Below are 26,638 nucleotides of genomic sequence, written 5' to 3'. Positions count from 1 at the left end.
CCACCTGGATATCCGCTGGCCGGACCACCTGCCCGGGGCCGTCCCGGGAAGACCTGCGCCCGGCGCCGATCCCCCCGGGAAATCCTGCGGACCCCGCCACCGGCCCACCGCCGGATCCCCCACCGAAACCGAAACCGGACCGGTACACCCGCTCACTCGTACTCGGTGCCGCCCTTGCGGGTCAGATAGGCGTCGCTGACCACCTTGGCGATCGCCCGTCCGCCCAGCTCCGCGCTGTACCGCTCCACCACCGGTCGGACCACCACGCCCTCGCGCAGGTGCAGCCCCTGTCCGGACACCGTCTCCGTGCCCTGGGCGAGCGCCAGTACCGTGTCGACGTCGAACGGACCGGTCCACAGCCGGGGCACCAGCGGCAGCAGTCCGTCGAGCAGCCGGGCCGCGTCCAGCCACACCGACTGCCCGCCGATCTCCGCCGAGACGTCGAAGACCGCGTAGCCGGGCGCCCCGGCGGTGCCCGCCGCCGCCCCGTAGCGCAGGTCCTGCACCCCGGCCCCGAACACCTCGCCGAAGATCCCGATCCGGCTCGCGCCGAGGTCCGCCGCCAGCCGCGCGGCCACCCCCGGCAGGTCGAAGGCCCGCGCCGCGCGCCAGTACAGGTTGCGCTCCTCCTCCCGCAGCGCCTGGCCGCGCGAGCCGAAGCCCTTGGAGGAGACCAGCGCCCGGCCGCCGTCGACCAGGTAGCTGAAGAGGCAGGCCGAGCCGTGGATCTTCTCGGAGACCACGACCGGCTCGCCCGGCGCGAAGACGTCCGGGTACCGCTTCAGATTCTCGATGTCGATCCAGGGCATCAGCTCCGGGGCCGACTCGGCCATCCCCGACATCGACACCGGCACCGGCGGTACCCACTTGGTGATCCCCAGCAGTCCGGCGAAGTCCACGCCCTCGGCGTGCGCGCCGGCCAGATCCGCGGTCACCGCCCGCGGTCGGCAGACGATCCCCTGCGACAGCTCACCCCGCAGCCGCACCGCCCTGACCCGGTTCCGGGCACTGCCGGCCAACCGCCCGACCAGCCCCAGCTCCTCGATCAACTCCGGGGGCAGTACCGCCTGTTCCGGGATGTAGACGGCGAACTCCCCGGTCCGGTAGTGCCCCTTGGCGACCACCGCGCGATACAGCCCGACCTGCGCCAACTCCAGCGCGTCGGCACCGGCGTGCTCCAGCACGACCAACGGCTCGGCGGTGACCCGCAGCGTGGACATCAGCGTCTCCAGTCATGAGGCAACCCCCCGATGGTGCCCAACCACCCCCAGCCCCGTCACCCGATTTCCCGCCGACCCCGACCCGACCACCAGGTCCACCCACAGCCGCACCGACAACTTCCCCACCGTGGCCGTTACCCTCAACTCGCCTCCAATGGCGTGCAGGCAGGCCGCCCCTGGGTGGCACCCATCTCGGCAGCGACCTGTGCCTGGGTGAAGTCCTGGGAGTGATGCGGCCGTCAGATCAGCCACGCTGCCGAGCTTCGTCGTCCCTGGTCCTTCCCCTGCCGCGAGCGCACCGCCTATGGATCATCGGGTTGGACGACGGACTCCGCCCTTACGGCCGATGTCGAACGCGATCCGGTAGACGTCCGGGAGATCAAGTTTCCCCGTAGTACGCCAAGTCATCACACCCAGCTCGACCAACTGGTCAATGAGACCTTTGTGGTCCGCCATATTTTTGGGCCCGCTGCCCACCGATCCATCTGGGTGAAGAGCTTCAAGTTTACCCACCAAGTCGCCCTCCCTCCAGCAGGCCACAACGGTTCCGGCATCGATCGGTACTTGCTGACCCGAGAGCATCTCACCGGCAATAGCTGCCCAACGGATATCTTCCCTGATTTCGTCGACCCGAACCTGTGAGGCCGCCTGAACCCCTTGACGAATTGCATCATAATGGAGCGCCAGCTCATAGCTGGCAAAGCTGTCCCGCGTTACCTCTGCAGCCTTCGAGACGGCCCGAAGGAAGCTCCTGGGGCTTACCTGCCAATTTCCATCCTGAAGGTGGTTGGGCAACCACGTGTACGTATAGCCCTTTCGATGATTGGCCCCCATGTACCAGCCTGCCATACCGACGAAGATTTCCTCCTGCCGCTGCGAGTCGGCGACCACGTCAACCGGCGGCACGAACCGCCCGTTCTGACCCGCGCGCCAGGACCCAGAAACCTGTCGGAATGCGGCCGCCGCCTCCCCTTCGCCATTGCCGAGCTGATGAAAGAGCAGACCATAGAGGTTCTCTGTTGACCAGGTGAGATCCGCCGCATTAGCGCCCAGCTTGGAGGCATCTGCAAAGTTGCGCGATGCACTCTCATACATGTCAGGGCGAATAAATACCTTGGCGCGAATATTCTGGGTCGCCAGACGAAGCCCGAGGGCAGTTTTAAGTAGCCCGGAAACCATCTGGTCTGCAATTCCGCGATCGCTGTGCAGGTGATCAAGACCATCGAAGAGCAGTAGCTGGATGACGCGCTCTGCACCGGCTTTCTGGTCCGCTTCCCAGAGTGCCACCTCGTAGGCCTCGGGATTGTTGCGCGCCCAGGCCACCCTGTGCTCCCAGCCCTTGATCGTCAAGATCTGCTCGACGTTGAGCGCAACCAGGACGACAGCAGTCCAAATTTCTGCCGGGTCAACATCGGAATCGAGAATCTTGCGGATGGTAGCTGGCCCTGGATAGGATTCTGGGCCGAGCGCGGTGCCAAATCCGTTGGCTGTGACTACACCGTTCAGCCGTGGCAACTTGTACGCTTCGGCCGCGATTACCCGCAATCGATCATCACTGAGCACCTTGAACCACACGGTTTTACCGGAGCCCCGACCCCCGCGGACAACTGTGACATCTGGATCCAGTGCCAGACGATGGCTGTCCGGCGTGTAGAGCCGCCGAAGATCTGGGGCGTCTGAATCTGCGTCAAAAGCATTCCCTGGGGCCGTGGTGAGGAGCTCACGATATGCCCCGGCGCTCATTTCACCACCATTGAATTCAGGGGTCATGAAGCGTCCTCTCGGAATGGCGGTACCAGCCGCTCCACCTGGGAAAGAAACGTGGAATAAGCGGCCTGAATAAGCTGGAGATCCAACCAGTCACGAGTCCTCCCAGCATCGAGCCCAATCAGATCTGTACTGAAGAGGATCGGGATCGGCGAATGCGGTGCATCCTCATCATCCGGCGCCGGATTAAATGCCGCTGGATCCGCCCCCTGTTCGTCGTCGTAGATTCGCGCAAATAGTTCCTGCGCCCGATCGCGGAGCCGTGCCAACCGCTCATCCGCATCGGCCTGCGGAAGCATGGCAGCAACCATCTTCAGTCGCTCACGCAGCGCTCGCGCTCGGACCGGAATACGCTCCCACTGCTCGAACAGCATCTCGTAGCCAGCCCACGTATGCGGATTATCTACGACGAAGAGCAGTGCCAGTCCCGCAAGCTGTGTGATCGCTGCAGCAGCGACATCATGCATTCCTGCCCGACTGTCCAACAGGACCACATCCGGTCGGCGGCTGCGTTCTGCGACCTGCCCCTCGCACGCTGCCACAGCCGCCTCCAGGCGACGGGCGAACGGCCGCCCTTCGCCACCTGGGAGAGCAGGCGGCAAGTCCGTGTAGATGCGATTCAGTTTTGATAGGTATTCGTATCCAGGTCGAGGACGGCCACCAGCAGGAGCCAACCAGACCTCACCGTTGCCCTTGACTGACAATGCCGAGCTGCGGCAGACCAGATCCAGGCCGCTCTCATTTCCGACGCCAGCCTCTACGAGGTGGTCAAGCACACCATGGTTCGGCAATTGCGCTGGATCCTCGAGAAGCGCTGACACTCCGGGGGACTCCAGGTCCAGATCCACCACGAGGACGCAGCGCCCGGTCTCTGCCAAGTAGCGGGCCAGGACAGCCGTTGCGGTAGATCGTCCAACTCCGCCCTTGAATCCATAGAGCGTCACTCGACGCTCTATTTCGGATGATTCCGCCACAGCGGGGCGCAGCCAGTCGATGCCGATGACAGCACGGTCCAGCAGGGCCAATTGACCGTGACTTCCGTCACGCTTCTGGAGGACGGCCAGATCAGCTGAGTTCATAACGGAATCCGGCGCGAAAAGGCCGGTAGCGGCCTGTACTGGTTCAAGTCCGGCAAACGGTCCGGTAGCGTTGTCGAACGCCTCGCGAAGCCGTTCCCAGTCGACTGACGAAGCATCGAAGGAAGCTGATCGGTCGTCGATCAGCAACGTCGCGCGCCCCAACAAGTCGCGCACCAGGACGACATCGAATCCAGCATCGGCCTGCGTCTGCGCAAGGCGCAGGGCCGCCTGCCAGGCATCATCAAATCGGATGGCCTGCATCATGCCAATGTGCCCGTTCCGGTCAGTTGGGCTAGCTGGTAAGCACTGCAGAGGTCGTACGCAGCTGTGAGGTGTCTGGTGACCCGCCCAGCAGTAACGGTGGAAGCATCAGAGTAGCGATCAGAGACGTGCCAGCGCCCGAATGGATTCCCCTGGGAAATCAAGGCGATAAATCTTGGGCCCACGACCGTTCCCCGAGTCGCCTGTCCGTGGACAACACTGGCAAGCTGGGACCAGAGCGGGGGCAAGTGTCCATGCTGGTGCCCCTGTCCGGAGATCTTCAGAACCGGGCTGAAGGGTATTCCCTTTGAGTTGAGTTGGGATCCGAGGAAGCCGATGAGGATTGCCTTGATCGCACACTCAGCAGCGAACCCAGCCAGGTGGTCCGCCGATCCGAGGCGTCCCTCGGTGTTGAGATGGACAGCATCGGCGTAGTGGCGCTTGGCAGCATCCCAGAACTGGACCGGCGCTAGGGCGGCAGGAGCGGGAACAGTCACCTGATCATCCTAGCCTCGGCTCTCGGATCACATGTCGACTCCTTCTCCCCCGTCGATACGACGAGGCCCGCGACTGATCGACACGCCGCCTTGGTCTTCTCCTGACCGTTGTCCTTCGCTCAACGAGCTCGTTCACGGTTGGCCACTGGCTCTCGTTCCCGAGGAGTTGAGCTTCCAGGCGACCTCGTCCTGTTGGAAGCCAAGGCTCACGATGTTCCGAACCGCTGCTCAATGGGTTCGGCCGAAGGTTAGGGCGCAGGAGGTATTCACCCCTGTCAAGGCCCCGCTCCGGCTCCTAGACGACATCACAGGGCGAGACTACCGCCAGCCGCGCGGCCCCGACCCGCGCGCCGCAGCCCTCTGTTGTACCCGCACAATTCAGGACTCGGGTTCTCGGGAACCCGAGTCGGCGGTGGCCACCGCGCCGGGCCCGGGGCTCCCCTGTGGCTCCGGGGCCGGCGCGGTGGTCGGTGGGGTCAGTCGGCTGGGGTGAGGGGGAGGTAGACGCGGCTGCCGGAGGCCAGGAACTCCTCGGACTTGGCGCGCATGCCCGCCGCCACCGGGTCCTCGGCCAGCCCGAGGTCCGGGCCGAACTCCTCGCGGATCCCGTGCGAGATCTTCATCGAGCAGAACTTCGGACCGCACATCGAACAGAAGTGCGCGGTCTTGGCCGGTTCCGCCGGGAGGGTCTCGTCGTGGAAGTCGCGGGCCGTCTCCGGGTCGAGGGCCAGGTTGAACTGGTCCTCCCAGCGGAACTCGAACCGGGCGTCGGACAGGGCGTCGTCCCAGGCCTGGGCGCCCGGGTGGCCCTTGGCCAGGTCCGCGGCGTGGGCCGCGATCTTGTAGGTGATCACGCCGGTCTTGACGTCGTCGCGGTCCGGCAGCCCCAGGTGCTCCTTGGGGGTGACGTAGCAGAGCATCGCCGTCCCCCACCAGGCGATCATCGCCGCGCCGATGCCCGAGGTGATGTGGTCGTAGCCGGGGGCGACGTCCGTGGTCAGCGGGCCGAGCGTGTAGAACGGGGCCTCGTCGCAGATCTCCCGCTGGAGGTCCATGTTCTCGCGGATCCGGTGCATCGGGACGTGGCCCGGACCCTCGATCATCACCTGCACGTCCCGGGCCCGGGCGATCCGCCCCAGCTCGCCCAGCGTCCGCAGCTCCGCCAGCTGCGCCTCGTCGTTGGCGTCGGAGATCGACCCCGGGCGCAGCCCGTCACCCAGCGAGTAGGTGACGTCGTACCCGGCCAGGATGTCGCACAGCTCCTCGAAGTTGCTGTAGAGGAAGTTCTCCTGATGGTGCGCCAGGCACCAGGCCGCCATGATCGAGCCGCCGCGCGAGACGATCCCGGTGCGGCGGCGCGCGGTCAGCGGGACATGCCGCAGCAGCACGCCCGCGTGCACGGTCATGTAGTCGACGCCCTGCTCGCACTGCTCGATGACGGTGTCCCGGTAGACCTCCCAGGAGAGCTCCTCGGCCCGTCCTTCGACCTTCTCCAGGGCCTGGTAGAGCGGCACCGTGCCGATCGGCACCGGGGAGTTGCGCAGGATCCACTCCCGGGTGGTGTGGATGTTGCGGCCGGTGGACAGGTCCATCACGGTGTCGGCGCCCCAGCGGGTCGCCCAGGACATCTTCTCCACCTCCTCCTCGATGGAGGAGGTCACCGCCGAGTTGCCGATGTTGGCGTTGATCTTCACCAGGAAGCGGCTGCCGATCAGCATCGGCTCGGCCTCCGGGTGGTTCACGTTGACCGGCAGCACCGCCCGTCCGGCCGCGATCTCGGCGCGGACGAGCTCGGCGTCCAGCCCCTCCCTGATGGCCGCGAACTCCATCTCCTCGGTGACCGTCCCCCGCCGGGCGTAGGCGAGTTGGGTGACCGCCGCGGCTCCGGCCGCCCGCCGCGGGCGGCGCGGGCCACCGGGGAAGACCGCGTCGAGGTTGCCCAGGCCGCCCGGCGGGTCGTGCCGCCGGCCGTCGTCCTCGGGACGGGCCGCACGGCCCTGGTACTCCTCGACGTCACCGCGGCCGGTGATCCAGTCCGCGCGCAGCGCGGGCAGTCCGCGGCGGACGTCGGCGGCGTACCCGGGGTCGGTGTACGGGCCGGAGGTGTCGTACAGCGGGACGGTGCGGCCGTTGCTGAGCAGCACCTCCCGGTAGGGGACCCGCAGGTCCGGGCGGGATCCCTGGCGGTAGGCCTTGTGCCAGGCGGGGGTGGGGTACCCGGTGGTGGTGCTGGAGGCAGCACGCTGCCGTGGCTGTGCTTCGTGCTCGGTCATGAGACCAGCTGCTCCCTACGCCGGCATTACCCGGTCAGGTTCCTGCGGTCGGCGCAAGCAGCTGCCGTACATGGGTGTACGGCGGTCAGCGCCCTCTCAGCCCGGTGCTCCGAGCTCCCGCGTCTGCAAATGAGATGTCCACACCGTACCCAGCGCCAGGCCTGGTTGACCAGACCGTCCGCCCGCGGCGGAACCCGTCGGCGCCGCTCCGGGGGTCACCGGGCGCCGCCCGCGGTCGCCGCGGCCCGCAGCAGTCGGCCGGTCAGGGCGCGGATCCGGTGCTGCTCGTCGGGGGTCAGCACCGCCGTCAGCGCGGTGATCTGCCGCTCCGCCTCGGCCGTCCCCTGTTCGGCGAGCCGCCGCCCGAGCGGGGTGAGGCCGACCAGCACGGCGCGGCCGTCGTGCGGCGACGGCAGCCGCTGGACCAGGCCGCGCTTCTCCGCGCGGCTGACCAGCCCGGTCGTGGAGGACTTGTCCAGCCCCAGGTACCGGGCGAGTTCGAGCATGCCGGGGCGGCGGTCGCGCAGGATCCCCAGCAGCCGGACCTGGATCAGCGAGAGGTCGTACTCGGCCGCGACGCCCGCCAGCACGCCCTGGACCAGGAACGACAGCTGGACCAACGCGTCCACGGTGGTCTCCGGCGGGTCGACCGCCGGGTCCGGGGTGGGGCTGGGGGTCATCGTCGGCCGCCTCTTCCGCTTGACCTAGTACGTGGCACAAACTACCGTCGAAGTAGTACGTGCCACAAACCATATGCCCTGCCCAGCCCAGGAGGCCAGCCATGCACGCCGCCGTCGTCCGCTCCTTCGACGCCCCGCCCCGCTTCGAGGCCATCGACCCGCCGCAACCGCGGGGCGAGCACGAGATCCTGGTGGACGTGCTGGCCGCAGGGCTGCACCCACGGGTGCGCTCCGGGGCCGACGGCAGCCACTACACCTCCGACGGCGTACTGCCGCTGGTCCCCGGCATCGACGCGGTCGGCCTCGGCCCGCGGCGGGAACTGCTCTACTTCGTCGCCCCGGACGGCGTCCCCGGCACCATGGCCGAGCGGGCCGTGGTCGACCGCCGCCGCGCCGTCACCCTGCCGACCGGCACCGACCCGGTCGCGGTGGCCGCCGCGATGAACCCGGCCATGTCCTCCTGGGTCGCGCTGCGCCGCCGGGTCGCGCTCCGGCCCGGCGCGGGCGCACTGGTGCTGGGCGCGACCGGCAACGCCGGTCAGCTCGCGGTGCGGATCGCGAAACTGCTGGGCGCCGGGACCGTGGTGGCCGCCGGGCGCGACCCGGAGCGGCTGGGCCTGCTGGCCGACCTGGGCGCGGACCGGACGGTCTCGCTGCTGGGCGAGCCGGAGCAGGTCGCCGACCGGCTGGGCCGCGCCGCGGCCGACGTGGACGTGGTCATCGACTACCTGTGGGGCCCGGCCGCCGAACACGCCATGCCGGCCCTGCTCACCGCCCGGGCCGAGCGCACCAGGGCACTGGCCTGGATCCAGATCGGCTCCATGGCCGGAGCCGAGCTCACCCTGCCGTCCGCCCTGCTGCGCGGGGCCGACCTGCGGCTCATGGGCAGCGGCCAGGGCTCCCTCGGTACCGCCGACATCCTCGCCGAACTCCCGGCCCTGGCCGCGGAGATCACCTCCGGGGCGCTGGCGGTGAACCCCCTCGTGCTGCCCCTCGCCGAGGTCGAACGGGCCTGGGGCACCCGCACCGCCCCCGGCCAGCGGATCGTGCTGACCCCGTCGCACGGGTGAGGGTACGCTCCGAGCCGGACCGGGGTTCCAGCGCCGGGTTCCAGCGCGGGGCGACAGAGGGGGGCCGGAATGGTCGGCAGCGTGGGGCGGGTCACCGGGACGGTGGGGCCGGGCCTGGTGGGCGAGGTACTGGTCCCGGTGCGCGGCGGGACGGAGGCGTTCCTGGCCTACCCGGCGGTGCCGGGGGAGCGGATCGCCCGGGGCTCGATCGTGGTCGTGGAGGAGTACCAGCCGCCGCGCACCGTCTACGTGGTCGCGCTGGTGGGCTGAGGGGCCGCCGACCGGGTCGGTGACCGGGTCGGCGCCGCGGTGGGATGACCGGGTTCATCCGGTTCTGGTCCCGGTTCCGTCCTGAGTCTGCATCAATGTGCCACCCCGCCTATCACCGCGGCAGGTAGCGGGTGCACACTTCCGTTCGGCCGCCTCGTAGCCCGCGCAATCCTGCACAGACGCGCAGCCACGGGCCGGGCGGCAGCGAAGGGGGAATGTGCCGATGTTCATCGGCGTAATCGCGGGCGCGGTCGTCGTCGTCCTGATCATTCTGATCGTGCTGTTCAAGTTGATGTGGCGGGTGGCCGAGCCCAACGAAGCGCTCGTCATCTCCGGCTCCAAGCACAAGACCGCGGGGGTCGAGGAGGGCCTGGGCTTCCGCATCGTCACCGGCCGCGGCACCCTGGTCACCCCGGGCCTGCAGGTGGTCCGCAAGCTGTCGCTGGACCTCAACGAGGCCGACCTGGACGTCGAGTGCGTGACCAGCCAGGGCATCCCGGTGCGGGTCAAGGGCGTGGTGATCTTCAAGGTGGGCGACGACCACGCGTCGATCGCCAACGCCGCGCGCCGCTTCCTGGACCAGCAGAAGATGATGGGCAGCCGGGTCCACAACGTGTTCGCCGGTCACCTCCGGTCCATCGTCGGCAGCCTGACGGTCGAGGACATGATCCGCGACCGCGAGCGGCTGACCGGGGAGACCCGGCTGGCCTCCGGCTCGGAGATGGAGAAGCTGGGTCTGATCATCGACTCGCTGCAGATCCAGGAGATCCTCGACCCGACCGGCTACATCAAGAACCTGGCCGCGCCGCACGCCGCGGCCGTCCACCGGGACGCGCGGATCGCGCAGGCCGAGGCGGACCGGGCGGCCACCCAGGCCGAGCAGGAGGCAGCCGCCCGCAAGGCCGAGTCCACCCGTAACAGCGAGATCCTGCAGTCCGGCTACCGGGCCGAGATGGAGAAGGCCACCGCCGAGGCCCGGCAGGCCGGTCCGCTGGCCGAGGCCGCCGCCCGGCAGGAGGTCGTGGTCCAGGAGACCCGGGTCGCCGAGTTGGAGGCCCAGCGCCGCGAGCAGCAGCTGCAGATCGACGTCCGCAAGCCCGCCGACGCCGCCGCCTACCAGACCCGCACGGTCGCCGAGGCCGAGCGTGACGCCCGGATCTCGGCCGCGCAGGCCCAGGCGCAGGAGACCGAACTGCGGGCCGTGGCCGAGGCGAACCGGGTGAAGATCGCGGCGCTGGCCGCCGCCGAGGCGACCAAGGCGCACGCCCAGGCCGCCTCCGGGGAGATGCGCGCCACCGGTGAGGCCGAAGCGGCCGCCGCCAGGGCGCGCGGTCTGGCCGAGGCCGAGTCGGTGGAGGCCCGGGGTCTGGCCGAGGCCGCGGCGGCGCGGGCGCTCGGTCTGGCCGAGGCCGAGGCGATCAAGGCCCGCGCGGCGGCCCTGGCGGAGAACCAGGAAGCCGTGGTGGCCCAGCAGCTGGCCGAGAACTGGCCGGAGATCGTCCGGGCCGGCGCTTCGGCCTTCGGCAACGTCGAGCACATGGTGCTGCTCAACGGCGCCGAGGGCATGGGCGAGATGTTCGCCAAGGCGCTGACCATGGGCGGCACCGGTCTCGGCCTGGCCAGGCAGCTGCTGAACCAGATGAAGTCCGACCAGGCCGAACCGGCCCTGCCGGGCTCGCCGAACGGCTCCGGGCCGCGGGTGCAGCAGATCCCGGTGCAGGCCGAGGGCTCCGACCACTGAGCCCGCTGACGCTCCGGTGCGACTGAGGAGCGCCCGTACCCCTCACCGGGTACGGGCGCTCCGCGTTCTGCCTGGGCCGGTCGCGGCCCTAGCGCGAGGCCTTCTTCACCAGGATCACGACCACCGCGCCCAGCGCGACGATCACCAGGATCTTGAACACCCAGCTGACCAGGAATCCCACCAGGCCGAAGACCGCGCCGAGGACCGCCGAGATCACGGTCCAGGCGGCGATCAGCACGATGATGGGAACCACGATGTGGCGAACCCACCCGGGCAGCGACTTCCAGATCTCAGTCATGATGTCCGTCCTCCCCCACGGGGGTCTCCCGGGGCCTCGGGGCCACCGGGCCCGCTTTTTCCTGATGCCTCGATCGTACGGCCGTCACCTGGGCGTGCAGAGGGGTAACGCCCCTGAGATACCCCGGATAAGACCCTGATCAACTGGCTGGGACCGGCCAGGTCTCGCCGCGCCAGGCGGCGTCCCAGAACATCCACTCGTAGCGGGCGGTCACCGCGAAGTGCTCCGCCGCGCGCCGCCGTTCGGCCTCGGACAGCTCCTCGCCGAGGCGGTCGGCCAGCCGCAGCACCCGGCGGACGACGGACTGGAACTCCTCGTCCGCGTAGCTGGCGATCCAGCGCGCGTACAGCGGGTCGGGGGAGGACTTGGCCAGCAGTTCCGCGCCGACCCGGGCGTAGATCCAGTAGCACGGCAGCACCGCCGCCAACCCCTCGGCGAAGGAGCCGGAGTAGACGGTGGCCAGCAGGTAGCTGGTGTAGGCGCGGGTCGTCGGCAGCACGCCGTCGGCGTCCTTCGACGCGCCCCCCGGCGCCGCCGGGGCCGGGCCGAGCTCCGCCATGAAGTCGGCGTGCATCTCCTGCTCGGCCGCCAGCGCGCCCACCGCGTCGTTGGCGAAGGCGCGGACGTCCTCCTCGGTGGGGGCCTTGGCGGCGCAGACCGCGAGCGCCCGGGCGTAGTCGCGCAGGTAGTGCGAGTCCTGGACGACGAAGTGGCGGAAGGCGGCGCGCGGCAGGCTGCCGTCGGTGAGGCCGCGCAGGAAGGGGTGGACCAGGATCTCGCGGTGGACCGCGTCGCCCGCCGCCCAGAGCTGGTCGCTGAAGCTGGTGGTCATCGCCGGTCAGCGCTCCGGGGGCGAGAAGACCACCAGGACCCGCAGGTCCTCGCTGATGTGGTGGAAGCGGTGGGCCACCCCCGCCGGGACGTAGACCACACTGCCGCGACCGACGGTGGTGGTCTCCTCGCCTACGGTGATCGACGCCCGGCCGCTGACCACCAGGTACACCTCGTCCTGGGCGTGCGGCTGCTGCGGGTCCTGCGTCCCCTGGTCCAGCGCGTAGAGGCCGACGGACATGTTGCGCTCGTTGAGGAAGCGCAGATACGCACCCTGGTTCGCGGCACGCTCTGCGTCCAGGTCGTCCAGCCGGAATACCTGCATCGGACTCCACTCCCTGTGGTCGGTTTCCCGTATTGAACCAGGCCCTGTGAATCAGCCCGGTAACAAGGGGCCGTCCAGGGCCCGTGGATACTTCCGCCGGACCCCGGTGGCCTGCGACGATCGCGACATGCTTCGTTTCGTCGGGAAGACCCTGATCAACGCGGTGGCCATCTGGGTCGCCGCCGTGTTCGTCAACGGCATCGCGCTCACCGCGGGGGACTGGCAGCGCAAGGCCATCACCGTGGTCCTGGTGGCGCTCATCTTCGGGGTGGTGAACTTCGCCATCAAGCCCATCGTCAAGCTGTTCTCGCTGCCGCTGTTCCTGCTGACCCTGGGACTGATCACCTTCGTGATCAACGCCCTGATGCTCTGGCTGACCTCCTGGGCGTCCGGAAAACTCAACCTCGACTTCCACGTCAGCGGCTTCATGCCGGCCCTGATCGGCTCGCTGATCATCAGCATCGTGGCCTGGGCGCTGCACCTGGCCTTCGACGGCAAGGACTGACCGTCCGGACCGACCGCCCCGGCGCCGGTCGCACCCGTCGCTCCGGTGTACGAGTTTCACCGGTGGCCCCATGCGGCACACTCCCTGCAAGCATCATGCACGGAGGAAGCCCATGGGTCCCGCCGACCGCCCTGTGGTCAAGCGCACCGCACGCGCCATCCTGCTCGACGCCACGGCGGACGGCACCGAGATCATCCTGATCAAGCGGACCAAGCCGGACCACCTGCCGTACTGGATCACTCCCGGCGGCGGGGTCGAGCCGACCGACCCGACCGTCGTCGACGGACTGCACCGGGAGCTCGCCGAGGAGCTCGGCGGCAAGGCCACCGCCCTGGTCCCGGCCTTCGTCGACACGGTCTCCTACACCCACCACGACAACGGCGACCCGGCGCACCCGCACGGGGTCAAGGTCCAGCACTTCTTCGTCTGCCGACTGGAGTCGATGGACCTGTCGCAGCGCCACGGACCCGAGGTGGACGAGCCGAACGGCGAGTACGAGGTGGTCCGGCTGCCGTTCACCCGCGAGGGCGTGACCTCGGTCAACGTGGTGCCGCCGTCGCTGCGGGCCTACCTGGCGAGCAACATCGAGGGGATCCGCGCACTGCTGGCCGAGGACCTGGGCCGCTGACGGGTTCCGCCCCGGGCCGAAGGGTTCCGCCTCAGGCCGGGCCGTCCGTCCCCAGGTCGTGCCGGATCCGCTCCTCGGCGACCCCGGCCGCGTACAGCGCCCGGACACCGCGCCGCACCATCGCCGGCGGGCCGCTGAGGTAGGCCTCGTACTCGTCCCAGGGCCCGAGGCCGGCCACCACGTCCGGCAGCGGACCGGACAGTCCCCGGTGCCGACCCTCCAGTACCGTGGTCCGGACGTGCAGCCAGGAGTGACGTTTCGCCAGCTCGGTCAGCGCGCCCAGGGCGTACAGCTCGGAGGCCCGGCGCGCGCCGTAGAAGAGCTCCACCTTCGGCCGCTGCGACCGCGGCCGTTCGGCCAGCTCCTGCAGCAGCGCCAGGATCGGCGCGATCCCGGTGCCGCCGCCGACCAGCAGCAGCGGGGTGGTGCTCCCGGGGCGCAGCACCATCTGCCCGGCGGGCGGGCCCAGCCGCAGCACGTCCCCCGGGCCGGTCCGGCGGACCAGGGCGTTGCTGACCCAGCCCGCCGGTACCGCCTTCACCTGGAAGGTCAGCAGCCCGTCCGGGCGCGGCGCGGCGGCCAGCGAGTACGGCCGCCAGACCCGCGGCCACAGCGGCACCTCCAGCGTGGCGTACTGCCCGGCCCGGTACGGGTACGGGTGGTCGGTGCGCACGGTGACCTGGCCGACCTCCCCGGTCAGCGGCTCCACCGCGACCACCTCGCCCTGCCACCAGGGCGGCGACACCACGGCGTCGCGCTCGGCGACGGCGATCATCAGCTGCGAGACGGCGGCGTACGTCCGGGCCCAGGCCGCCTCGGTGTGCCGGTCCCAGGCGCCGCCGCCGAAGCGCGCCAGCGCCGCGATCAGCGCCGCGCCCACCGGGGCGTAGTGCTCGTTCCGCACCCCGTACTTCCGGTGCCCCCGGGCCAGCGGCTCGACCAGCTGGGCCAGCGCGGCCGGGTCGTCGGCGACCCGGGCCGCCGCGAGCAGGGCGCGGAACAGCCGGTCCCGCTGGAGGTCCATCGACGCCGGGAACAGCGAGCGCAGCTCCGGGTTGCCGACGAACAGCACCGCGTAGAAGTGCGCCACCGCCCGGTCGGCGACGGCTTCGACCGCCGCCAGGCTGCGCCGGACCAGCTCCCGGTCGGGCTCGGCGTTCCTGGCCCGGGCCGCCAGCGGGATCACCGCCAGCGCGGTCTCCGGGCTGAGCAGCGGCGGCAGCGGCCGGAACGGCTGCCCGGACCCGCCGCCGGACCCGGTGCCGACCCCGGTGCCGACCCCGGTGCCGGACCCGGTCGAGGCCGGGTCGGCCGGGACCACCGGGGCGGCGGCGGACCCGGCGGTCGCCGACCCCTGCGGCGGCTGCTGGGCCCAGGCGCGGGTCCAGGCGTCACCCGGGCCGACCCAGTTCAGCCCGGGCGCGTCGGTGATCATCGGGGTGTAGACCTGGCGCGGCGGCAGCGGCAGATGGTCCGGCATCGGCGGCACCACCAGCACCGGCGGCGGTCCCGGATCGGCGGCCGGTGCCGGGCTCCGGTCCGTGGCCGGAACCGGCCCGGGTTCGCCCGCCGGTGCGGTCAGGGTCTCCGCGACCGGTCCCGGCTCAGCGCCGGGCTCGGGCTCGGGCTCCGACGGCCCCGCTGGCTGCTGCCGACCAGGTGATCGGCCCTGTCGGTTGAGAGCGCTTCCGATAGACACGTTTCGGCGTCGTCTCCCGTCGTATCAGCACACAGTGCTCCTCACGCCCAGCAGCGTGACACGCGGACCCAGCCAATCGGACTAATAAGACGAAGAGCAGGGCGCACACCCGGCGAACGCGCTACCGTGCGCGATCCGCACACACCCCCGCCACCGGGTGCACCCAGCTCCCTCACACCTCACACCTCACCCCGCCGCGAACTCCACCCGGTCGGCCAGCTCCTGGAGCAGCCGCCGCTTCGGCCGAGCCCCCACCAGCGACTTCACCGGCTCGCCGCCCTCGAACAGGATCAGCGTCGGCATCGACAGCACCCCGTAGGCGGCCTGCGTGCCCGGGTTGACGTCCACGTCCAGGGTGACCACCTTCAGCCGTCCCCGCTGCTCCCGCGCGACCTCGGCCAGCACCGGCCCGATCATGCGGCACGGCGGGCACCAGTCCGCCGTGAAATCCACCAGTACCGGCCCCTCGGCGGCCAGCACCTCGGCCGCGAAGCTCTCATCGGTCACCGCGAGCACGCCCTCGATCCGGGCCATGTCCCACTCCGTCCTGTCAGCGTTGCGTCGTCGTCAGTCGTCCCGGGCTTCGCCGGCCCGGGTCAGCTCGCACACCGGCTGCTCCGGCCGTTCGGCCGAGGCCTCGATCCGGGCCCGCAGCAACTGCGCGCCGACCTGCGACCGCACCGCCCGCAACCGTTCGATGCAGGCGTCTAGCTCGTCGAGCTTGCGCCGGTAGACCTCCAGCGAGGCCGGGCAGGAGTCCCCCGAGGGGTGGCCCGCCCGCAGGCAGTCGACGAAAGGCCGGGTCTCCTCCAGGTCGAAACCGAAGTCCTGGAGCAGCCGGATCTGCCGCAGCAGCGCCAGATCCGCCTCGTCGTAGGCGCGGTAGCCGTTGCCGTCCCGGCGCGCGGACAGCAGTCCCCGCGATTCGTAGTACCGCAACGTGCGGGTCGTGGTGCCCGCCCGCTCCGCGAGTTCGCCGATGCGCATCCCGGTCTCCCTCCGCCGTGTGCGTGCTGCCGACGCTAGACCTTGACGCCGACGTCAAAGCCAGTCTGCCTGCTCCGGCGGGCGGGGCGGCCCGGCCACCGAAAAACCATGCGTTTGCAATTATTTCTCACGCCGCCTAACCTGGGCGAGGCAGCCGCCCGCTCTCACCGACGAGGACCCCATGAGCATCCTGTTCGAGCCGCTGACCCTGCGCGGACTGACGATTCCGAACCGCGCCTGGATGGCTCCGATGTGCCAGTACTCGGCCGCTTCCGCCGGACCGGAGACGGGCACTCCCAACGACTGGCACTTCCAGCACCTCGCCGCCCGGGCGGTCGGCGGCGTCGGACTGCTGCTCACCGAGGCCACCTCGATCAGCCCCGAGGGCCGGATCAGCCCGAACGACCTCGGCATCTGGAACGACCAGCAGGTCCGCGGCCTGCGCCGGATCACCGAGTTCGTCGCCGCGCAGGGCGTCGTCCCCGGGATCCAGCTCGGCCACGCCGGACGCAAGGCGTCCACCGACGCCCCCTGGACCGGCGGCGCCGCCCTCGGCCCCGACCAGGGCGGCTGGACGCCGGTGGCCCCCAGCGCGCTCGCCTTCAGCGAGCGGTCGCCGCTGCCGGACGAGCTGAGCACGGAGCAGATAGCGGCCGTCGTCCAGCAGTTCGCCGACGCCGCGCGGCGGGCGGCGGCGGCCGGGTTCCGGGTCGCCGAGATCCACGGCGCCCACGGCTACCTGGTGCACCAGTTCCTCTCCCCCTACTCGAACACCCGCACCGACGGCTACGGCGGCTCGCTGGAGAACCGGATGCGCTTCGCGCTGGAGGTCGTCGACGCGGTCCGCGCCGTCTGGCCGGAGGAGCTGCCGCTGTTCTTCCGCACCTCGGCCACCGACTGGCTGGCGGGCGACGCCGAGGACGAGCGCGTCGGCTGGACCGGCGCGGACACCGTCCGGCTGGCCAAGGAGCTCCAGGCGCACGGCGTCGACCTGCTCAACGTCTCCACCGGCGGCAACCTCCCGGACGCGGTCATCCCGGTCGCCCCCGGCTACCAGGTCCGGTTCGCCGCCGCCGTGCGCGAGCAGACCGGGCTGCCCACCGCCGCCGTCGGGCTGATCACCGAGCCCGGACAGGCCGAGCGGATCCTCGCCGACGGCCGGGCCGACGCGGTCCTGCTCGGCCGCCAGCTGCTCCGCGAGCCGTACTGGCCCCGGCGGGCCGCCCGCGAACTCGGCGCCGACCTGCCCCCGGCCCGGCAGTACGCCCGCGCCTGAGCCCGCGCCCCGGGCGCCGTGATCAGGGCCCGGACCCCCACCGGACACGGGGGGTCCGGGCCCTTCGGCATGCCCTCGGCGCCACCCGGGAAAGCCGAAGCCGGGTGACAATCCTCCCCACTCCTGGGATTGTTGTAGGTAGCAACCACTGAAGTGAGGGATCCTCCATGGCTGGCGACACCGCCAATCCGCCTATATCCACGCAACCACCCGGAACCGATCCACTGGCTCATCACAGTCCGCACGGACCGCACTACAAGTGGGTCGCTCTGTCCAACACCACCATCGGCATGCTGATGGTGATGATCAACCAGTCGATCGTGCTGATCGCACTGCCCAACATCTTCGACGGCATCAAGCTCAACCCACTCGATCCGCAGAACACCAGTTATCTGCTGTGGATGATGATGGGCTTCATGGTGGTCACCGCCGTGCTGGTGGTCTCCTTCGGACGGCTCGGCGACATGTTCGGCCGGGTGCGCATGTACAACATGGGCTTCGCCGTGTTCACGGTCTGCTCGATCATGCTCTCGCTCACCTTCGGCCACGGCTCGCAGGCCGCCCTGTGGCTGATCGGCTGGCGGGTGGTCCAGGGCATCGGCGGCGCGCTGATCTTCGCCAACTCCACCGCCATCCTCACCGACGCCTTCCCGGCCAACCAGCGCGGCACCGCGCTCGGCATCAACGTGATCGCCGGTATCGCCGGGTCCTTCCTCGGCCTGATGCTCGGCGGCGTGCTCGGCCCGGTCGGCTGGCGCTGGATCTTCCTGGTGTCGGTCCCGGTCAGCCTGTTCGGCACGGTCTGGGCCTACCTCAAGCTGAAGGACACCAGCGAGCGCCGCCCGGCCAAGATGGACTGGTGGGGCAACCTCACCTTCGCCGTCGGCCTGATCTCGGTCCTGGTCGGCATCACCTACGGCATCCAGCCCTACGGCGGCAGCAGCACCGGCTGGAGCAACCCCTGGGTGATCACCGCGATGGGCGGCGGCATCGTGGTGCTGCTGGTCTTCTGCTGGATCGAGACCCGGGTCGCCGAGCCGCTGTTCCACCTCTCGCTGTTCAAGATCAAGGCGTTCACCGCGGGCAACCTGGCCAGCCTGCTGGCCGCGCTCGGCCGCGGCGGACTCCAGTTCATCCTGATCATCTGGCTCCAGGGGATCTGGCTGCCGCTGCACGGCTACAGCTTCGAGCAGACCCCGCTCTGGGCCGGTATCTACATGATCCCGCTGACCGTGGGGCTGCTGGTGGCCGCGCCGCTGTCCGGGATGCTCGCCGACCGCTTCGGCTCCCGGCTGTTCACCGTCGCCGGGGCGCTGCTGAACGCACTGAGCTTCGGTCTGCTGATGATCCTGCCGGTGGACTTCCCGTACTGGGCGTTCGCGCTGATCCTGGTCCTCAACGGGTTGGGCGCGGGCCTGTTCGCCTCGCCGAACCGGGTGCAGATCATGAACTCGCTGCCGCCGCAGCAGCGCGGGGTCGGCGCCGGGATGACCGCGACCTTCCAGAACACCGCGATGGTGCTCTCCATCGGCGTCTTCTTCAGCCTGATCGTGCTGGGCCTGTCGTCGCACCTGCCGAGCGCGATGTACAGCGGGCTGACCCAGCAGGGCGTGCCCACCGCCGCGGCCACGCAGATCTCCCATCTGCCGCCGCTGGCCGTGCTGTTCGCCTGCTTCCTGGGCTACAACCCGATGAAGCAGCTGCTCGGGCAGCAGGTGCTGCACAACCTGCCCGCGGACAAGGCCTCCTACCTCACCGGGCGCAGCTTCTTCCCGCACCTGATCACCGGGCCGTTCCAGGACGGCCTCACGGTCGCCTTCTGGTTCGCCCTCGCCGCCTGCCTGATCGCGGCGGGCGCGTCGGTGGTCACCGGCGGCGGCACGAAGCGGGCGTAGCCTCCCGCACGCGCGCCGGGGGTGGCCCGGACACGCCACCCCCGGCGCGCGGACCCGCCCCCTGGGGTCAGCCCCGCCCGGACATCCAGTGGAACAGGCCCATCCCCACGCTCGTGGCCAGGTTGAAGCTGGAGACCTGCGGCCGCATCGGAATCGCGACCAACTGGTCGGCCCGCGCCCGGAGTTCCGGCGAGATGCCGTGGCGCTCGGAGCCGAAGGCGAGCAGCGCGTCGTCCGGGAACGGCAGACCGCGGATGTCCGCGCCCTCCGGGTCCAGTACGTACAGCGGGCCGCGCGGGAGTTGATCCAGCGTCAGTTGTTCGACCACGGTGGCGAAGTGGAGCCCCGCCCCGGCCCGGACCACGGTCGGGTGCCAGGGGTCGGTGTCGCCGGTGGTGACCACGCCGGTCGCGCCGAAACCCGCCGCGAGCCGGACCACCGCGCCGACGTTGCCGAGGTTGCGCGGGTTGTCCAACAGCACCACCGGGGCCCGCCGCGGCTGCCGGGCGAGGGCGGCGAGCGCCGCCCCCCGGTCCGGGCGGGCGGCGAGCGCGACGATGCCGGTGGGGTGCGGCCGGGGCACCAGCTCCCGCAGCACCGCGGCCGGGACCTCCACCGCCGACTCGGCGATCGGCCCGGCGACGTCCGCCGCCAGCTGCGCGGCCAGCGCCGCGACCGCCGTCCGGTCGCTGGTGAGCACCATCCGCACGTCCGCGCCGAAGCGCAGCGCGTGCTTGAGCGCGTGGAAGCCGTCGAGCAGCACGCTGTCGGGGGCGAGCCCGCGCCAGCGCCCGGCCGGCTGATCCGTGTCGTTCACCCCGCAAGCGTAGGCGCGTCCCGTGCGGACGCGCCCACGCGGGCGGGGGCCGGGGACTACTTGCGGGCGGTCCTGGCCCGGCCGAGGAGCTGCGAGAAGGCGATGATCGCCATCGTCCCGAGCAGCATCATCGAGCCGATGACGTCGATCTGCGCCGGGTAGGAGCGCTGCACCGAGCCGTAGATGTACATCGGGAAGGTCTCCAGGTTGCCCGCCGTGAAGACCGTGATGATGTAGTCGTCGATCGACAGCGCGAAGGAGAGCAGCGCGGCGGCGGCGATACCGGGCGCGACCAGCGGCAGGGTGACCTTCATGAAGGTCTGGAACGGCGTCGCGTAGAGGTCCTGCGCCGCGCGTTCCAGGGTCGGGTCCATGCCCGCCAGCCGGGACTTGACGGTGACCACCACATAGCTGAGGCAGAACATCACGTGCGCGATGGTGATGGTCCAGAAGCCCAGCGAGCCGGGGCCGACGGTGTTGAAGAACAGCGCGGTCAGGGTGGCGCCCATGACCACCTCGGGGGCGGCCATCGGCAGGAACAGCAGCGCGTTGATGCCGGAGCGGGCTCTGAAGCGGTGGCGGACCATCGCGAAGGCGATCATCGTGCCGAGGACGGTGGCGCCGATCGTGGCGACCACGCCGATCTGCAGCGACAGGCCGAGGCTGTGGCACATCTCGCTGCTGGCGCAGGGGTTCTTCCAGGCGCTGAGCGAGAACTTGTTCCAGGTGTAGTCGAACTTGCCGACCGGCTTGTTGAACGACATCCACAGGATGACCGCGTTCGGGGCCAGCATGAAGACGAAGATCAGGACGGTGACCACGAGCAGGATGTGCTCGCGGGCCCAGGCCAGCGGGGAGCGGCGGCGGACGGGCTGCGCGGTGCCGCCGGGGCGGGCCGGGGCAGCGGTGAGCGTGGCCATCAGATCAGGTCCTCCGTACCGGCCTTGCGGATGTAGGTCATGACCAGGACCAGCGTCGCGACCATCATCACGACCGAGATCGCCGAGCCGACCGGGTAGCCCTGGGTGTCGCGCAGGAACAGGTCCTCGATCTTCTGGCCGACCACGTTGGTGTTGGGGTTGCCGAGCAGCTGCGCGTTGATGTAGTCGCCGACGGCGGGGATGAAGGTCAGCAGGGTGCCGCCGATCACGCCGGGCATGGACAGCGGCAGGGTGATCCGCCGCCAGGTGGTGAAGGCGTTGCAGTACAGGTCCTGGCCTGCCTCGTGCAGCCGCGGGTCGATCTTCTCCAGCGAGGTGTACAGCGGCAGGATGGTGAACGGCAGGAAGTTGTAGACCATGCCGCAGACCACCGCGGCCGGGCTGGCCAGCACATGGTCGCCGACGGTCCAGCCCATCGCGCTGGTGACGTGCAGCACGCCGGTCTTGTTGAGGGCGTGCACGACCGTGCCGTTGTCGGCCAGGATGGTCTTCCAGGCGATGGTGCGGATCAGGAAGCTGGTGAACGACGGCACGATCACCAGCGCCATCAGCAGCGACTTGTACTTGCCGCCCTTGAAGGCGATGAAGTAGGCGGCGGGGTAGCCCAGCGCCAGGCAGAAGACGGTGGTGAGCACCGAGTAGATCCCGGAGTGCCAGTACTGGGTGCGGTAGTCGTGCAGCGCGTGGTAGTAGTTCCCCCAGTCCCAGGTGACCTTGAAGCCGTCGTCGAAGTTGCCGGTCTGCACCGACGCGGACACCGAGGTGAGGATCGGCACCAGGAAGAAGACGATCAGCCACAGCAGCCCGGGCAGCAGCAGTACCCAGGGGGTCCAGTTGCGCTTGGCCTTGTGGTCGGGTTGGGGCTCGGGGGCCGGGGGCCGGGTGGCGGGGTCGGTGAGCGTGCTCACGCGGCGCCCTCCTCGTCCAGGCCCGCGCCCGCGCCGATGTCCTGGGAGCCGTCGAGGCCGAAGCCCTGGCTCGGGTCCCAGTAGACGACGACCTCGCTGCCGGGGCGCTGGATGGCGCGGCCGGTGTTCTGCTCGAAGACCGCCAGCTCCTGCCCGGACGGCAGCTCGACCAGGTACTGGGTGGAGACCCCGATGAAGGAGGCGTCGGAGACGGTGCCGGTCAGCGCGTTGAAGCCGGACGGCACGTCCGCCTCGGTCTCGGCTATCTGCACCTTCTCCGGGCGGACGCCCAGGATGATCGGTCCGCTGGTGGTCCGACAGCGCTTGCTGTCCAGGGTGAGCCTGCGGCCGTGGGCGGTGACGGTGACCACGTCGCCGCCGGCGTCGACCACGGTGCCGGGGATCAGGTTGGACTGGCCGAGGAAGTTGGCGACGAAGGTCGTCCGCGGGTTCTCGTACAGCTCGGCGGGGGAGCCCATCTGCTCGATCCGGCCGTGGTTCATCACCGCGATGGTGTCGGCCATGGTCATGGCCTCCTCCTGGTCGTGGGTGACGTGCACGAAGGTCAGCCCGACCTCGGTCTGGATCCGCTTCAGCTCGATCTGCATGGTGCGCCGCAGCTTGAGGTCCAGCGCGCCCAGCGGCTCGTCCAGCAGCAGCACCTGCGGCTGGTTGATCAGCGCCCGGGCCAGCGCGATCCGCTGCTGCTGGCCGCCGGAGAGCTGGGTGGGCTTGCGCCGGGCCAGGTGGCCCAGCTCGACCAGCTCCAGCATCGACTCGACCTGCGGCTTGACGCTCTTGAAGCCGCGGCGGCGGAGGCCGAAGGCGACGTTCTCGAAGATGTCGAGGTGCGGGAAGAGCGCGTAGTTCTGGAAGACGGTGTTGACCGGGCGCCGGTACGGCTTGGTGTCGGTGACGTCCTGCTCGCCGAGGAAGATCTGTCCGGCGGTGGGGTCCTCCAGACCGGAGACCATCCGCAGGGTGGTGGTCTTGCCGCAGCCGGACGCGCCGAGCAGGGCGAAGAAGGAGCCCTGCGGGATCACCAGGTCGAGGTTGTCCACGGCCTTGAAGGAGCCGAAGCGCTTGGTCAGGCCGACAAGGCGGAGATCCCCGCCCTCGCTGCGGCCGAGTACATCGTTGGAGCTCATCGAGGTTCTGCTTTCGCTGAGGGGACGGGGACCGCTACTGGCCGGTGACCTGCTGGAAGCGACTGGTGTAGTCGTCCAGTTGGGCGATGGTGAGCGCCATGAACCCGTGCGACGCGGCGTCCATCGCCTTGGTGGGGACGATTAGCGGTACCGCTGCCGCCGTCGAGTCGAGCTGCTGGAGCGCCGCGACCGCACCCTCGACCGAGGGGATGTAGTCGATGTAGTCGTCGAGCTCGGCGGCGATCTCCGGCTCCAGGTAGAAGTTCATCAACTTCTCGGCGTTGGTCTTGTGCCGCGCGTAGTCGGGGATCACGCAGTTGTCGGACCAGGACAGCAGCCCCTCCTTGGGGAGGTTCAGGGTGACCAGGTTCGGCTTGCCGAGCTGGGCGACGTCACCGGAGTAGGCCATGGTCACGGCGGTGTTGCCCTGCTGGAAGTCGCTCAGGTAGTCGTTCCCGGTGAACGCCCGGACCTGGCCCGAGTCCTTGGCCCGGCGCACGTACTCCAGGGCCTTGTTGAACTGGTCGTCGGTGAACTTCTCCGGGTCGAAGCCGTTGGCGAGCAGCGCCAGCCCCATGGTGTCCTCCATCTCGCTGAACAGCGAGACCTTGCCGCGCAGGTCGGCGCGGGTGAAGACCTCGCCGATGGAGGTGATCGGCTGCTTCACCAGGTTGGTGTTGTACGCGATCGTGGTGTAGCCGTACGCCCACGGCACCGAGAAGCGGCGGCCCGGGTCGGCCGGGTCGCGCAGCACGCTGGGCAGCATCTTGGCGTGGTTGGGGATGTTCGCCAGGTTCAGTTCCTGGATGTAGTCGTACGCCTTGTACTTGGAGATCATGTAGTCGCTGACGACCATCACGTCGTAGCCGGTGTCGATCCCCTTGACCAGGTACGGGTCGATCTTGGTGTACCAGTCGTTGTTGTCGTTGATGACCTCCAGGTAGGTGACCTGGATCCCGGTCCGCTTCTCGAACTCGTCCAGCGTCGGGTGGTCGCTGGGGTTCTTCGCGCTGACGTCGATGTACTGCGGCCAGGTCGCCCAGACGACCTTCTTCTCGGTGGCGGAGTAGTCCTTGCCCGCCTCACCACTGTCGTCGCTGCCCGGCGGGACGACGTGCCCCTGCACACCGCAGCCGGACAGCGCCACGGCACCGGTCGCCGCCAGCCCGCCGGCCGCCGCGCCGCGCAGCAGGGAGCGGCGGCTCATGGCGGCTGCCGCCGAATGGGCCCGGGTGCGGTTGGCGAACCGCGCGAGGTCGAAGGAGCTGGAGCCCGTCATGAGTGGGGTACGGCCTTTCTGCAGAACGCCGGGTGCTGGTCTGGTCCTTTCCAGCGATGCCAGTTCACGTGCCGAAGTACTGGATGGGGTCAGAGATTAGGGCGGAAAACTGCGAATTCCATAGGCCCACATGCTCTTCGACAGCGGAATCGTTATGTTTCTTTGAGATTAACAACGTGATCCGCATCACTGCCTTACCCTGCGTCACCTGCCGCCCGGAAAGCCATATACAAGATGTAAAAGGCGCAACAGAAGCCATGCGGGTATGACAAGCACCGGCCGCCGCCGCTCCGGCCCGCCGGTCCGGCTCAGGAGACGAACAGGGGCCGCACGGAAGGATTCCGTGCGGCCCCTGTTCGTGGACGGCGGGCAGTGGCCTAGGCCGTGGTCGGCGCCTCCTCGGCGACGGCCGCCGTCGGGGCGGCGACGCCCCGGTTGATCGCGCCGGCCAGCCAGCGCTCGTAGCCCCCGCCGCCGGGGCTCAGGTCCAGCGCGGGGTCGCGCCGCACCTTGGACCGGCGCCACCACTCCAGCGGGAAGTAGAGCAGCACCGAGCCGACGACGATGTACAGGCAGTACCGCACCGCCTGTCCGCCGCCGTCCCCGGTGGCCTGCTGGTACGCGGCCCAGCCGCAGACGGCGAGCAGGCTGACCACGATCGCGGAGATCGACCACCAGCCGCCGGGGATCCGGTACGGACGCTCCAGCTCGGGCTCGCGGATCCGCAGTGCGATCAACGCGGCGACTTCGAGCAGGATGCCGATGTTGGTCAGGAAGACGTCGAAGACGACCAGGTTGGCGAAGCTGCTGAGACAGAACAGCGCGTAGATCACCGAGGAGCCGATGATCGAGACGATCGGCATCCGGTAGCGCTTGGTCTCCTTGGCCACCCAGGACGGGAAGTAGCCGTCCTGGGCCAGCACGAACGGCAGCCGGGTGTTGGAGGCGAGCAGCGCCGAGAACATCGCCACCGAGGCGAACATCCCGCCGACGGTCACCGTGATCTGCAGCCACGGGCCCACCAGCTGCTTGGCGACGTCGGAGAAGGAGCCGTCGTCCCAGTTCTGCCAGCCGTTGGCGCCGCCGGGGCCGACCGAGAGCGCGCCGAGCGCCGGCAGCAGGTAGCCGACCATGATCAGCAGCACCGCCGTGCCCAGTGCCCGGGGCAGGTGCTTGCGCGGGTTCTCCATCTCCCCGGCGACGTTGGACACGCTGTCCCAGCCGGAGTAGTTCCACATCACGATGAACAGCCCGGAGCCGAAGGCGTTCCAGGTCGACTGGTTCGAGGCGCTGGTGAAGGAGCTGACCGGGTTGGTGCCGTGGCTGATCAGGTGCGCGATGCCGATGACGCTGAGCAGCAGCATCGGGGTGAGGCAGATCAACGCGAAGACCACCGAGGACTCGCCGACCCAGCCCGCGCCCAGCAGGTTGACCAGGGTGAACACCACGATCACGGCCAGGCAGATGAACCAGTTCAGGTCGAACTCGAAGGAGCCGATGGTGAAGAACACGTGCTTGCCGGGGGCGACCGAGGCGGCCAGGCTCTGCAGGTAGCTGGTGAACAGCACCGGGTAGGCGGCCATGTCCACGAAGCTGCAGATCCACTGGAGCACGCCCTGCTGGAAGCCCCAGAACTTGCCCAGGCCCTTCTTCACCCAGTGGTAGTAGCCGCCCTCGACCGGGAGCGCGGTGCCCAGCTCGGCGCAGACCAGCGCGTGCGGGATGCTGTAGATCAGCGGGGCCACCACGATCAGCAGCAGGCCCATCCCCGGGCCCGAGGTGGAGAAAAGCCCCTCGATTCCGTAGGCGCCACCGGAAACACTGAAGAAGATGAGCGCCACCAGCGGCATCAGCCGCACTCGACGCGGAGCGGGCATGCGCCGCACCGACTGATCCGTCACCGTCGCGGCCATTATCACCTCTGGCAGATCAGCTCGCGGGTCCCGGCAGCCTCGGCGGCGAGAACCGGACGAGACTCCGGGCACTGTTGGAATGGAACGGCATTGGGGCGGCGGCATCCCGGTCGAACCCGGCGATACCGGAGCCGCAGATGTATGACACCGGCCGTTCTCCGTAATCCCGGTCCTGGTTCGGGCTGCGCGGCAGCCGGCGGAGCCCGGGATTCACTAGAGTTTGGTCCCTTTTGCCGTTCCAAACCATCAGGCAACCCGTCAAGGGTCCTTGCGCGCTCTTAACACCTTGTCCTCGACTCTTGGCGGGGTTTTGACCAGCGGCGGTGAAAC

24 protein-coding genes and 1 riboswitch are annotated in these 26,638 nt (G+C 69.6%); of the genes, 7 read left to right on the top strand and 17 right to left on the bottom strand.

Features of this window, described 5'->3' with window-relative positions; genetic code table 11:
- Window positions 1–152: 152 nt before the first annotated feature.
- The 5 genes from GXP74_RS00365 to GXP74_RS00345 all read right to left on the bottom strand — a co-directional run bounded on the left by GXP74_RS00365 (window position 153) and on the right by GXP74_RS00345 (window position 7,777).
- Window positions 153–1,220 (bottom strand): RNA ligase (ATP), encoded by a 1,068-nt coding sequence (locus tag GXP74_RS00365; RefSeq protein WP_182449416.1) that lies wholly within the window; start codon window positions 1,218–1,220, stop codon window positions 153–155.
- A 309-nt stretch (window positions 1,221–1,529) separates the two neighbouring features.
- Window positions 1,530–2,990, bottom strand: a complete 1,461-nt coding sequence (locus GXP74_RS00360) for a hypothetical protein (RefSeq protein ID WP_225447625.1) — start codon at window positions 2,988–2,990, stop codon at window positions 1,530–1,532.
- The gene (locus tag GXP74_RS00355; protein WP_225447624.1) at window positions 2,987–4,330 is read right to left on the bottom strand and encodes a KGGVGR-motif variant AAA ATPase; all 1,344 of its coding nucleotides are present in this window, start codon (window positions 4,328–4,330) and stop codon (window positions 2,987–2,989) included. Before GXP74_RS00355 ends, GXP74_RS00360 begins: the two co-directional genes overlap by 4 nt.
- 970 nt (window positions 4,331–5,300) lie before the next feature.
- Window positions 5,301–7,097, bottom strand: coding sequence for a phosphomethylpyrimidine synthase ThiC (thiC, locus tag GXP74_RS00350; RefSeq protein ID WP_182449414.1), 1,797 nt, complete (start codon window positions 7,095–7,097; stop codon window positions 5,301–5,303).
- Window positions 7,091–7,228, bottom strand: a riboswitch (TPP riboswitch). It overlaps the preceding gene by 7 nt.
- 84 nt (window positions 7,229–7,312) lie before the next feature.
- The gene (locus GXP74_RS00345) at window positions 7,313–7,777 is read right to left on the bottom strand and encodes a MarR family winged helix-turn-helix transcriptional regulator (protein ID WP_182449413.1); all 465 of its coding nucleotides are present in this window, start codon (window positions 7,775–7,777) and stop codon (window positions 7,313–7,315) included.
- Between the two features lie 101 nt (window positions 7,778–7,878).
- Here GXP74_RS00345 and GXP74_RS00340 point away from each other — a divergent pair, with 101 nt between their 5' ends.
- From GXP74_RS00340 to GXP74_RS00330, 3 genes are all read left to right on the top strand, one after another.
- Window positions 7,879–8,847, top strand: a complete 969-nt coding sequence (locus tag GXP74_RS00340; RefSeq protein ID WP_182449412.1) for a zinc-binding alcohol dehydrogenase family protein — start codon at window positions 7,879–7,881, stop codon at window positions 8,845–8,847.
- Window positions 8,848–8,916: 69 nt separating this feature from the next.
- The gene (locus tag GXP74_RS00335) at window positions 8,917–9,117 is read left to right on the top strand and encodes a hypothetical protein (RefSeq protein WP_182449411.1); all 201 of its coding nucleotides are present in this window, start codon (window positions 8,917–8,919) and stop codon (window positions 9,115–9,117) included.
- A gap of 223 nt (window positions 9,118–9,340) precedes the next feature.
- Window positions 9,341–10,858 carry a flotillin family protein gene (locus tag GXP74_RS00330; protein ID WP_182449410.1) on the top strand — a complete coding sequence of 506 codons (1,518 nt, stop codon included), beginning with the start codon at window positions 9,341–9,343 and terminating at the stop codon, window positions 10,856–10,858.
- Window positions 10,859–10,946: 88 nt separating this feature from the next.
- Here the strand turns inward: GXP74_RS00330 and GXP74_RS00325 are convergent, their stop codons facing one another.
- The 3 genes from GXP74_RS00325 to GXP74_RS00315 form a co-directional block, all read right to left on the bottom strand.
- Window positions 10,947–11,156, bottom strand: a complete 210-nt coding sequence (locus GXP74_RS00325; RefSeq protein WP_225447623.1) for a DUF5326 family protein — start codon at window positions 11,154–11,156, stop codon at window positions 10,947–10,949.
- Window positions 11,157–11,295: 139 nt separating this feature from the next.
- On the bottom strand, window positions 11,296–11,988 hold the full coding sequence (gene tenA / locus GXP74_RS00320; protein ID WP_182449409.1) for a thiaminase II: 693 nt from the start codon (window positions 11,986–11,988) through the stop codon (window positions 11,296–11,298).
- Window positions 11,989–11,994: 6 nt separating this feature from the next.
- Window positions 11,995–12,312, bottom strand: a complete 318-nt coding sequence (locus tag GXP74_RS00315) for a cupin domain-containing protein (RefSeq protein ID WP_182449408.1) — start codon at window positions 12,310–12,312, stop codon at window positions 11,995–11,997.
- Window positions 12,313–12,439: 127 nt separating this feature from the next.
- On the opposite strand from GXP74_RS00315, the gene GXP74_RS00310 reads away from it, so the two are divergent.
- Window positions 12,440–12,817, top strand: coding sequence for a phage holin family protein (locus tag GXP74_RS00310; protein ID WP_182449407.1), 378 nt, complete (start codon window positions 12,440–12,442; stop codon window positions 12,815–12,817).
- Window positions 12,818–12,929: 112 nt separating this feature from the next.
- A complete protein-coding gene (locus tag GXP74_RS00305; RefSeq protein WP_182449406.1) occupies window positions 12,930–13,445 on the top strand; it encodes an NUDIX domain-containing protein in 516 nt (171 codons plus the stop codon).
- A 31-nt stretch (window positions 13,446–13,476) separates the two neighbouring features.
- On the opposite strand, the gene GXP74_RS00300 is transcribed toward GXP74_RS00305, so the two are convergent.
- The 3 genes from GXP74_RS00300 to GXP74_RS00290 form a co-directional block, all read right to left on the bottom strand.
- On the bottom strand, window positions 13,477–14,925 hold the full coding sequence (locus GXP74_RS00300) for a globin domain-containing protein (protein ID WP_182449405.1): 1,449 nt from the start codon (window positions 14,923–14,925) through the stop codon (window positions 13,477–13,479).
- A gap of 405 nt (window positions 14,926–15,330) precedes the next feature.
- Window positions 15,331–15,678, bottom strand: coding sequence for a thioredoxin (trxA, locus tag GXP74_RS00295; RefSeq protein ID WP_225447622.1), 348 nt, complete (start codon window positions 15,676–15,678; stop codon window positions 15,331–15,333).
- 33 nt (window positions 15,679–15,711) lie between these two features.
- Window positions 15,712–16,131, bottom strand: coding sequence for a MerR family transcriptional regulator (locus GXP74_RS00290; RefSeq protein ID WP_182449404.1), 420 nt, complete (start codon window positions 16,129–16,131; stop codon window positions 15,712–15,714).
- Window positions 16,132–16,312: 181 nt separating this feature from the next.
- Here GXP74_RS00290 and GXP74_RS00285 point away from each other — a divergent pair, with 181 nt between their 5' ends.
- Window positions 16,313–17,407, top strand: a complete 1,095-nt coding sequence (locus tag GXP74_RS00285) for an NADH:flavin oxidoreductase/NADH oxidase (RefSeq protein WP_182449403.1) — start codon at window positions 16,313–16,315, stop codon at window positions 17,405–17,407.
- Window positions 17,408–17,574: 167 nt separating this feature from the next.
- On the top strand, window positions 17,575–19,302 hold the full coding sequence (locus GXP74_RS00280; RefSeq protein ID WP_182449402.1) for an MFS transporter: 1,728 nt from the start codon (window positions 17,575–17,577) through the stop codon (window positions 19,300–19,302).
- 67 nt (window positions 19,303–19,369) lie between these two features.
- Here GXP74_RS00280 and GXP74_RS00275 read toward each other — a convergent pair whose 3' ends face one another.
- The 6 genes from GXP74_RS00275 to GXP74_RS00250 all read right to left on the bottom strand — a co-directional run bounded on the left by GXP74_RS00275 (window position 19,370) and on the right by GXP74_RS00250 (window position 26,272).
- Entirely contained in the window at window positions 19,370–20,119 is a 750-nt protein-coding gene (locus GXP74_RS00275; RefSeq protein WP_225447621.1) for an RNA methyltransferase, read from the bottom strand.
- Window positions 20,120–20,175: 56 nt separating this feature from the next.
- A complete protein-coding gene (locus GXP74_RS00270) occupies window positions 20,176–20,913 on the bottom strand; it encodes an ABC transporter permease (protein WP_225448533.1) in 738 nt (245 codons plus the stop codon).
- 125 nt (window positions 20,914–21,038) lie between these two features.
- The gene (locus tag GXP74_RS00265) at window positions 21,039–21,968 is read right to left on the bottom strand and encodes an ABC transporter permease (RefSeq protein ID WP_182449400.1); all 930 of its coding nucleotides are present in this window, start codon (window positions 21,966–21,968) and stop codon (window positions 21,039–21,041) included.
- Window positions 21,965–23,116: an ABC transporter ATP-binding protein gene (locus tag GXP74_RS00260; protein WP_182449399.1), complete on the bottom strand. Its 1,152-nt coding sequence runs from the start codon at window positions 23,114–23,116 to the stop codon at window positions 21,965–21,967. The genes GXP74_RS00265 and GXP74_RS00260 overlap by 4 nt, the downstream gene beginning before the upstream one ends.
- Window positions 23,117–23,150: 34 nt before the next feature.
- Window positions 23,151–24,395 (bottom strand): spermidine/putrescine ABC transporter substrate-binding protein, encoded by a 1,245-nt coding sequence (locus tag GXP74_RS00255; protein ID WP_182449398.1) that lies wholly within the window; start codon window positions 24,393–24,395, stop codon window positions 23,151–23,153.
- A gap of 377 nt (window positions 24,396–24,772) precedes the next feature.
- Window positions 24,773–26,272: an APC family permease gene (locus GXP74_RS00250; RefSeq protein ID WP_225447620.1), complete on the bottom strand. Its 1,500-nt coding sequence runs from the start codon at window positions 26,270–26,272 to the stop codon at window positions 24,773–24,775.
- Window positions 26,273–26,638 lie beyond the last annotated feature (366 nt).

It is taken from the genome of Streptacidiphilus sp. P02-A3a (assembly GCF_014084105.1).
GTDB lineage: Bacteria > Actinomycetota > Actinomycetes > Streptomycetales > Streptomycetaceae > Streptacidiphilus.
Note: the sequence above shows the minus strand (reverse complement) of the source record. Positions and strands in the feature narration are given on the sequence as shown.

Bases quoted from the DNA above. Each gene is read 5' to 3' on its own strand.
- GXP74_RS00315 (WP_182449408.1), bottom strand. From the start codon at position 12,312: ATGCAGGTATTCCGGCTGGACGACCTGGACGCAGAGCGTGCCGCGAAC.
- GXP74_RS00310 (WP_182449407.1), top strand. From the start codon at position 12,440: ATGCTTCGTTTCGTCGGGAAGACCCTGATCAACGCGGTGGCCATCTGG.
- trxA (WP_225447622.1), bottom strand. From the start codon at position 15,678: ATGGCCCGGATCGAGGGCGTGCTCGCGGTGACCGATGAGAGCTTCGCG.
- GXP74_RS00285 (WP_182449403.1), top strand. From the start codon at position 16,313: ATGAGCATCCTGTTCGAGCCGCTGACCCTGCGCGGACTGACGATTCCG.
- GXP74_RS00250 (WP_225447620.1), bottom strand. From the start codon at position 26,272: ATGCCCGCTCCGCGTCGAGTGCGGCTGATGCCGCTGGTGGCGCTCATC.
- GXP74_RS00255 (WP_182449398.1), bottom strand. From the start codon at position 24,395: ATGACGGGCTCCAGCTCCTTCGACCTCGCGCGGTTCGCCAACCGCACC.
- GXP74_RS00280 (WP_182449402.1), top strand. From the start codon at position 17,575: ATGGCTGGCGACACCGCCAATCCGCCTATATCCACGCAACCACCCGGA.
- GXP74_RS00305 (WP_182449406.1), top strand. From the start codon at position 12,930: ATGGGTCCCGCCGACCGCCCTGTGGTCAAGCGCACCGCACGCGCCATC.
- GXP74_RS00340 (WP_182449412.1), top strand. From the start codon at position 7,879: ATGCACGCCGCCGTCGTCCGCTCCTTCGACGCCCCGCCCCGCTTCGAG.
- GXP74_RS00335 (WP_182449411.1), top strand. From the start codon at position 8,917: ATGGTCGGCAGCGTGGGGCGGGTCACCGGGACGGTGGGGCCGGGCCTG.
- GXP74_RS00365 (WP_182449416.1), bottom strand. From the start codon at position 1,220: ATGTCCACGCTGCGGGTCACCGCCGAGCCGTTGGTCGTGCTGGAGCAC.
- GXP74_RS00270 (WP_225448533.1), bottom strand. From the start codon at position 20,913: ATGCTGGCCCCGAACGCGGTCATCCTGTGGATGTCGTTCAACAAGCCG.
- GXP74_RS00325 (WP_225447623.1), bottom strand. From the start codon at position 11,156: ATGACTGAGATCTGGAAGTCGCTGCCCGGGTGGGTTCGCCACATCGTG.
- GXP74_RS00355 (WP_225447624.1), bottom strand. From the start codon at position 4,330: ATGATGCAGGCCATCCGATTTGATGATGCCTGGCAGGCGGCCCTGCGC.
- GXP74_RS00290 (WP_182449404.1), bottom strand. From the start codon at position 16,131: ATGCGCATCGGCGAACTCGCGGAGCGGGCGGGCACCACGACCCGCACG.
- GXP74_RS00260 (WP_182449399.1), bottom strand. From the start codon at position 23,116: ATGAGCTCCAACGATGTACTCGGCCGCAGCGAGGGCGGGGATCTCCGC.
- GXP74_RS00345 (WP_182449413.1), bottom strand. From the start codon at position 7,777: ATGACCCCCAGCCCCACCCCGGACCCGGCGGTCGACCCGCCGGAGACC.
- GXP74_RS00300 (WP_182449405.1), bottom strand. From the start codon at position 14,925: ATGCCGGACCATCTGCCGCTGCCGCCGCGCCAGGTCTACACCCCGATG.
- GXP74_RS00360 (WP_225447625.1), bottom strand. From the start codon at position 2,990: ATGACCCCTGAATTCAATGGTGGTGAAATGAGCGCCGGGGCATATCGT.
- GXP74_RS00330 (WP_182449410.1), top strand. From the start codon at position 9,341: ATGTTCATCGGCGTAATCGCGGGCGCGGTCGTCGTCGTCCTGATCATT.
- thiC (WP_182449414.1), bottom strand. From the start codon at position 7,097: ATGACCGAGCACGAAGCACAGCCACGGCAGCGTGCTGCCTCCAGCACC.
- tenA (WP_182449409.1), bottom strand. From the start codon at position 11,988: ATGACCACCAGCTTCAGCGACCAGCTCTGGGCGGCGGGCGACGCGGTC.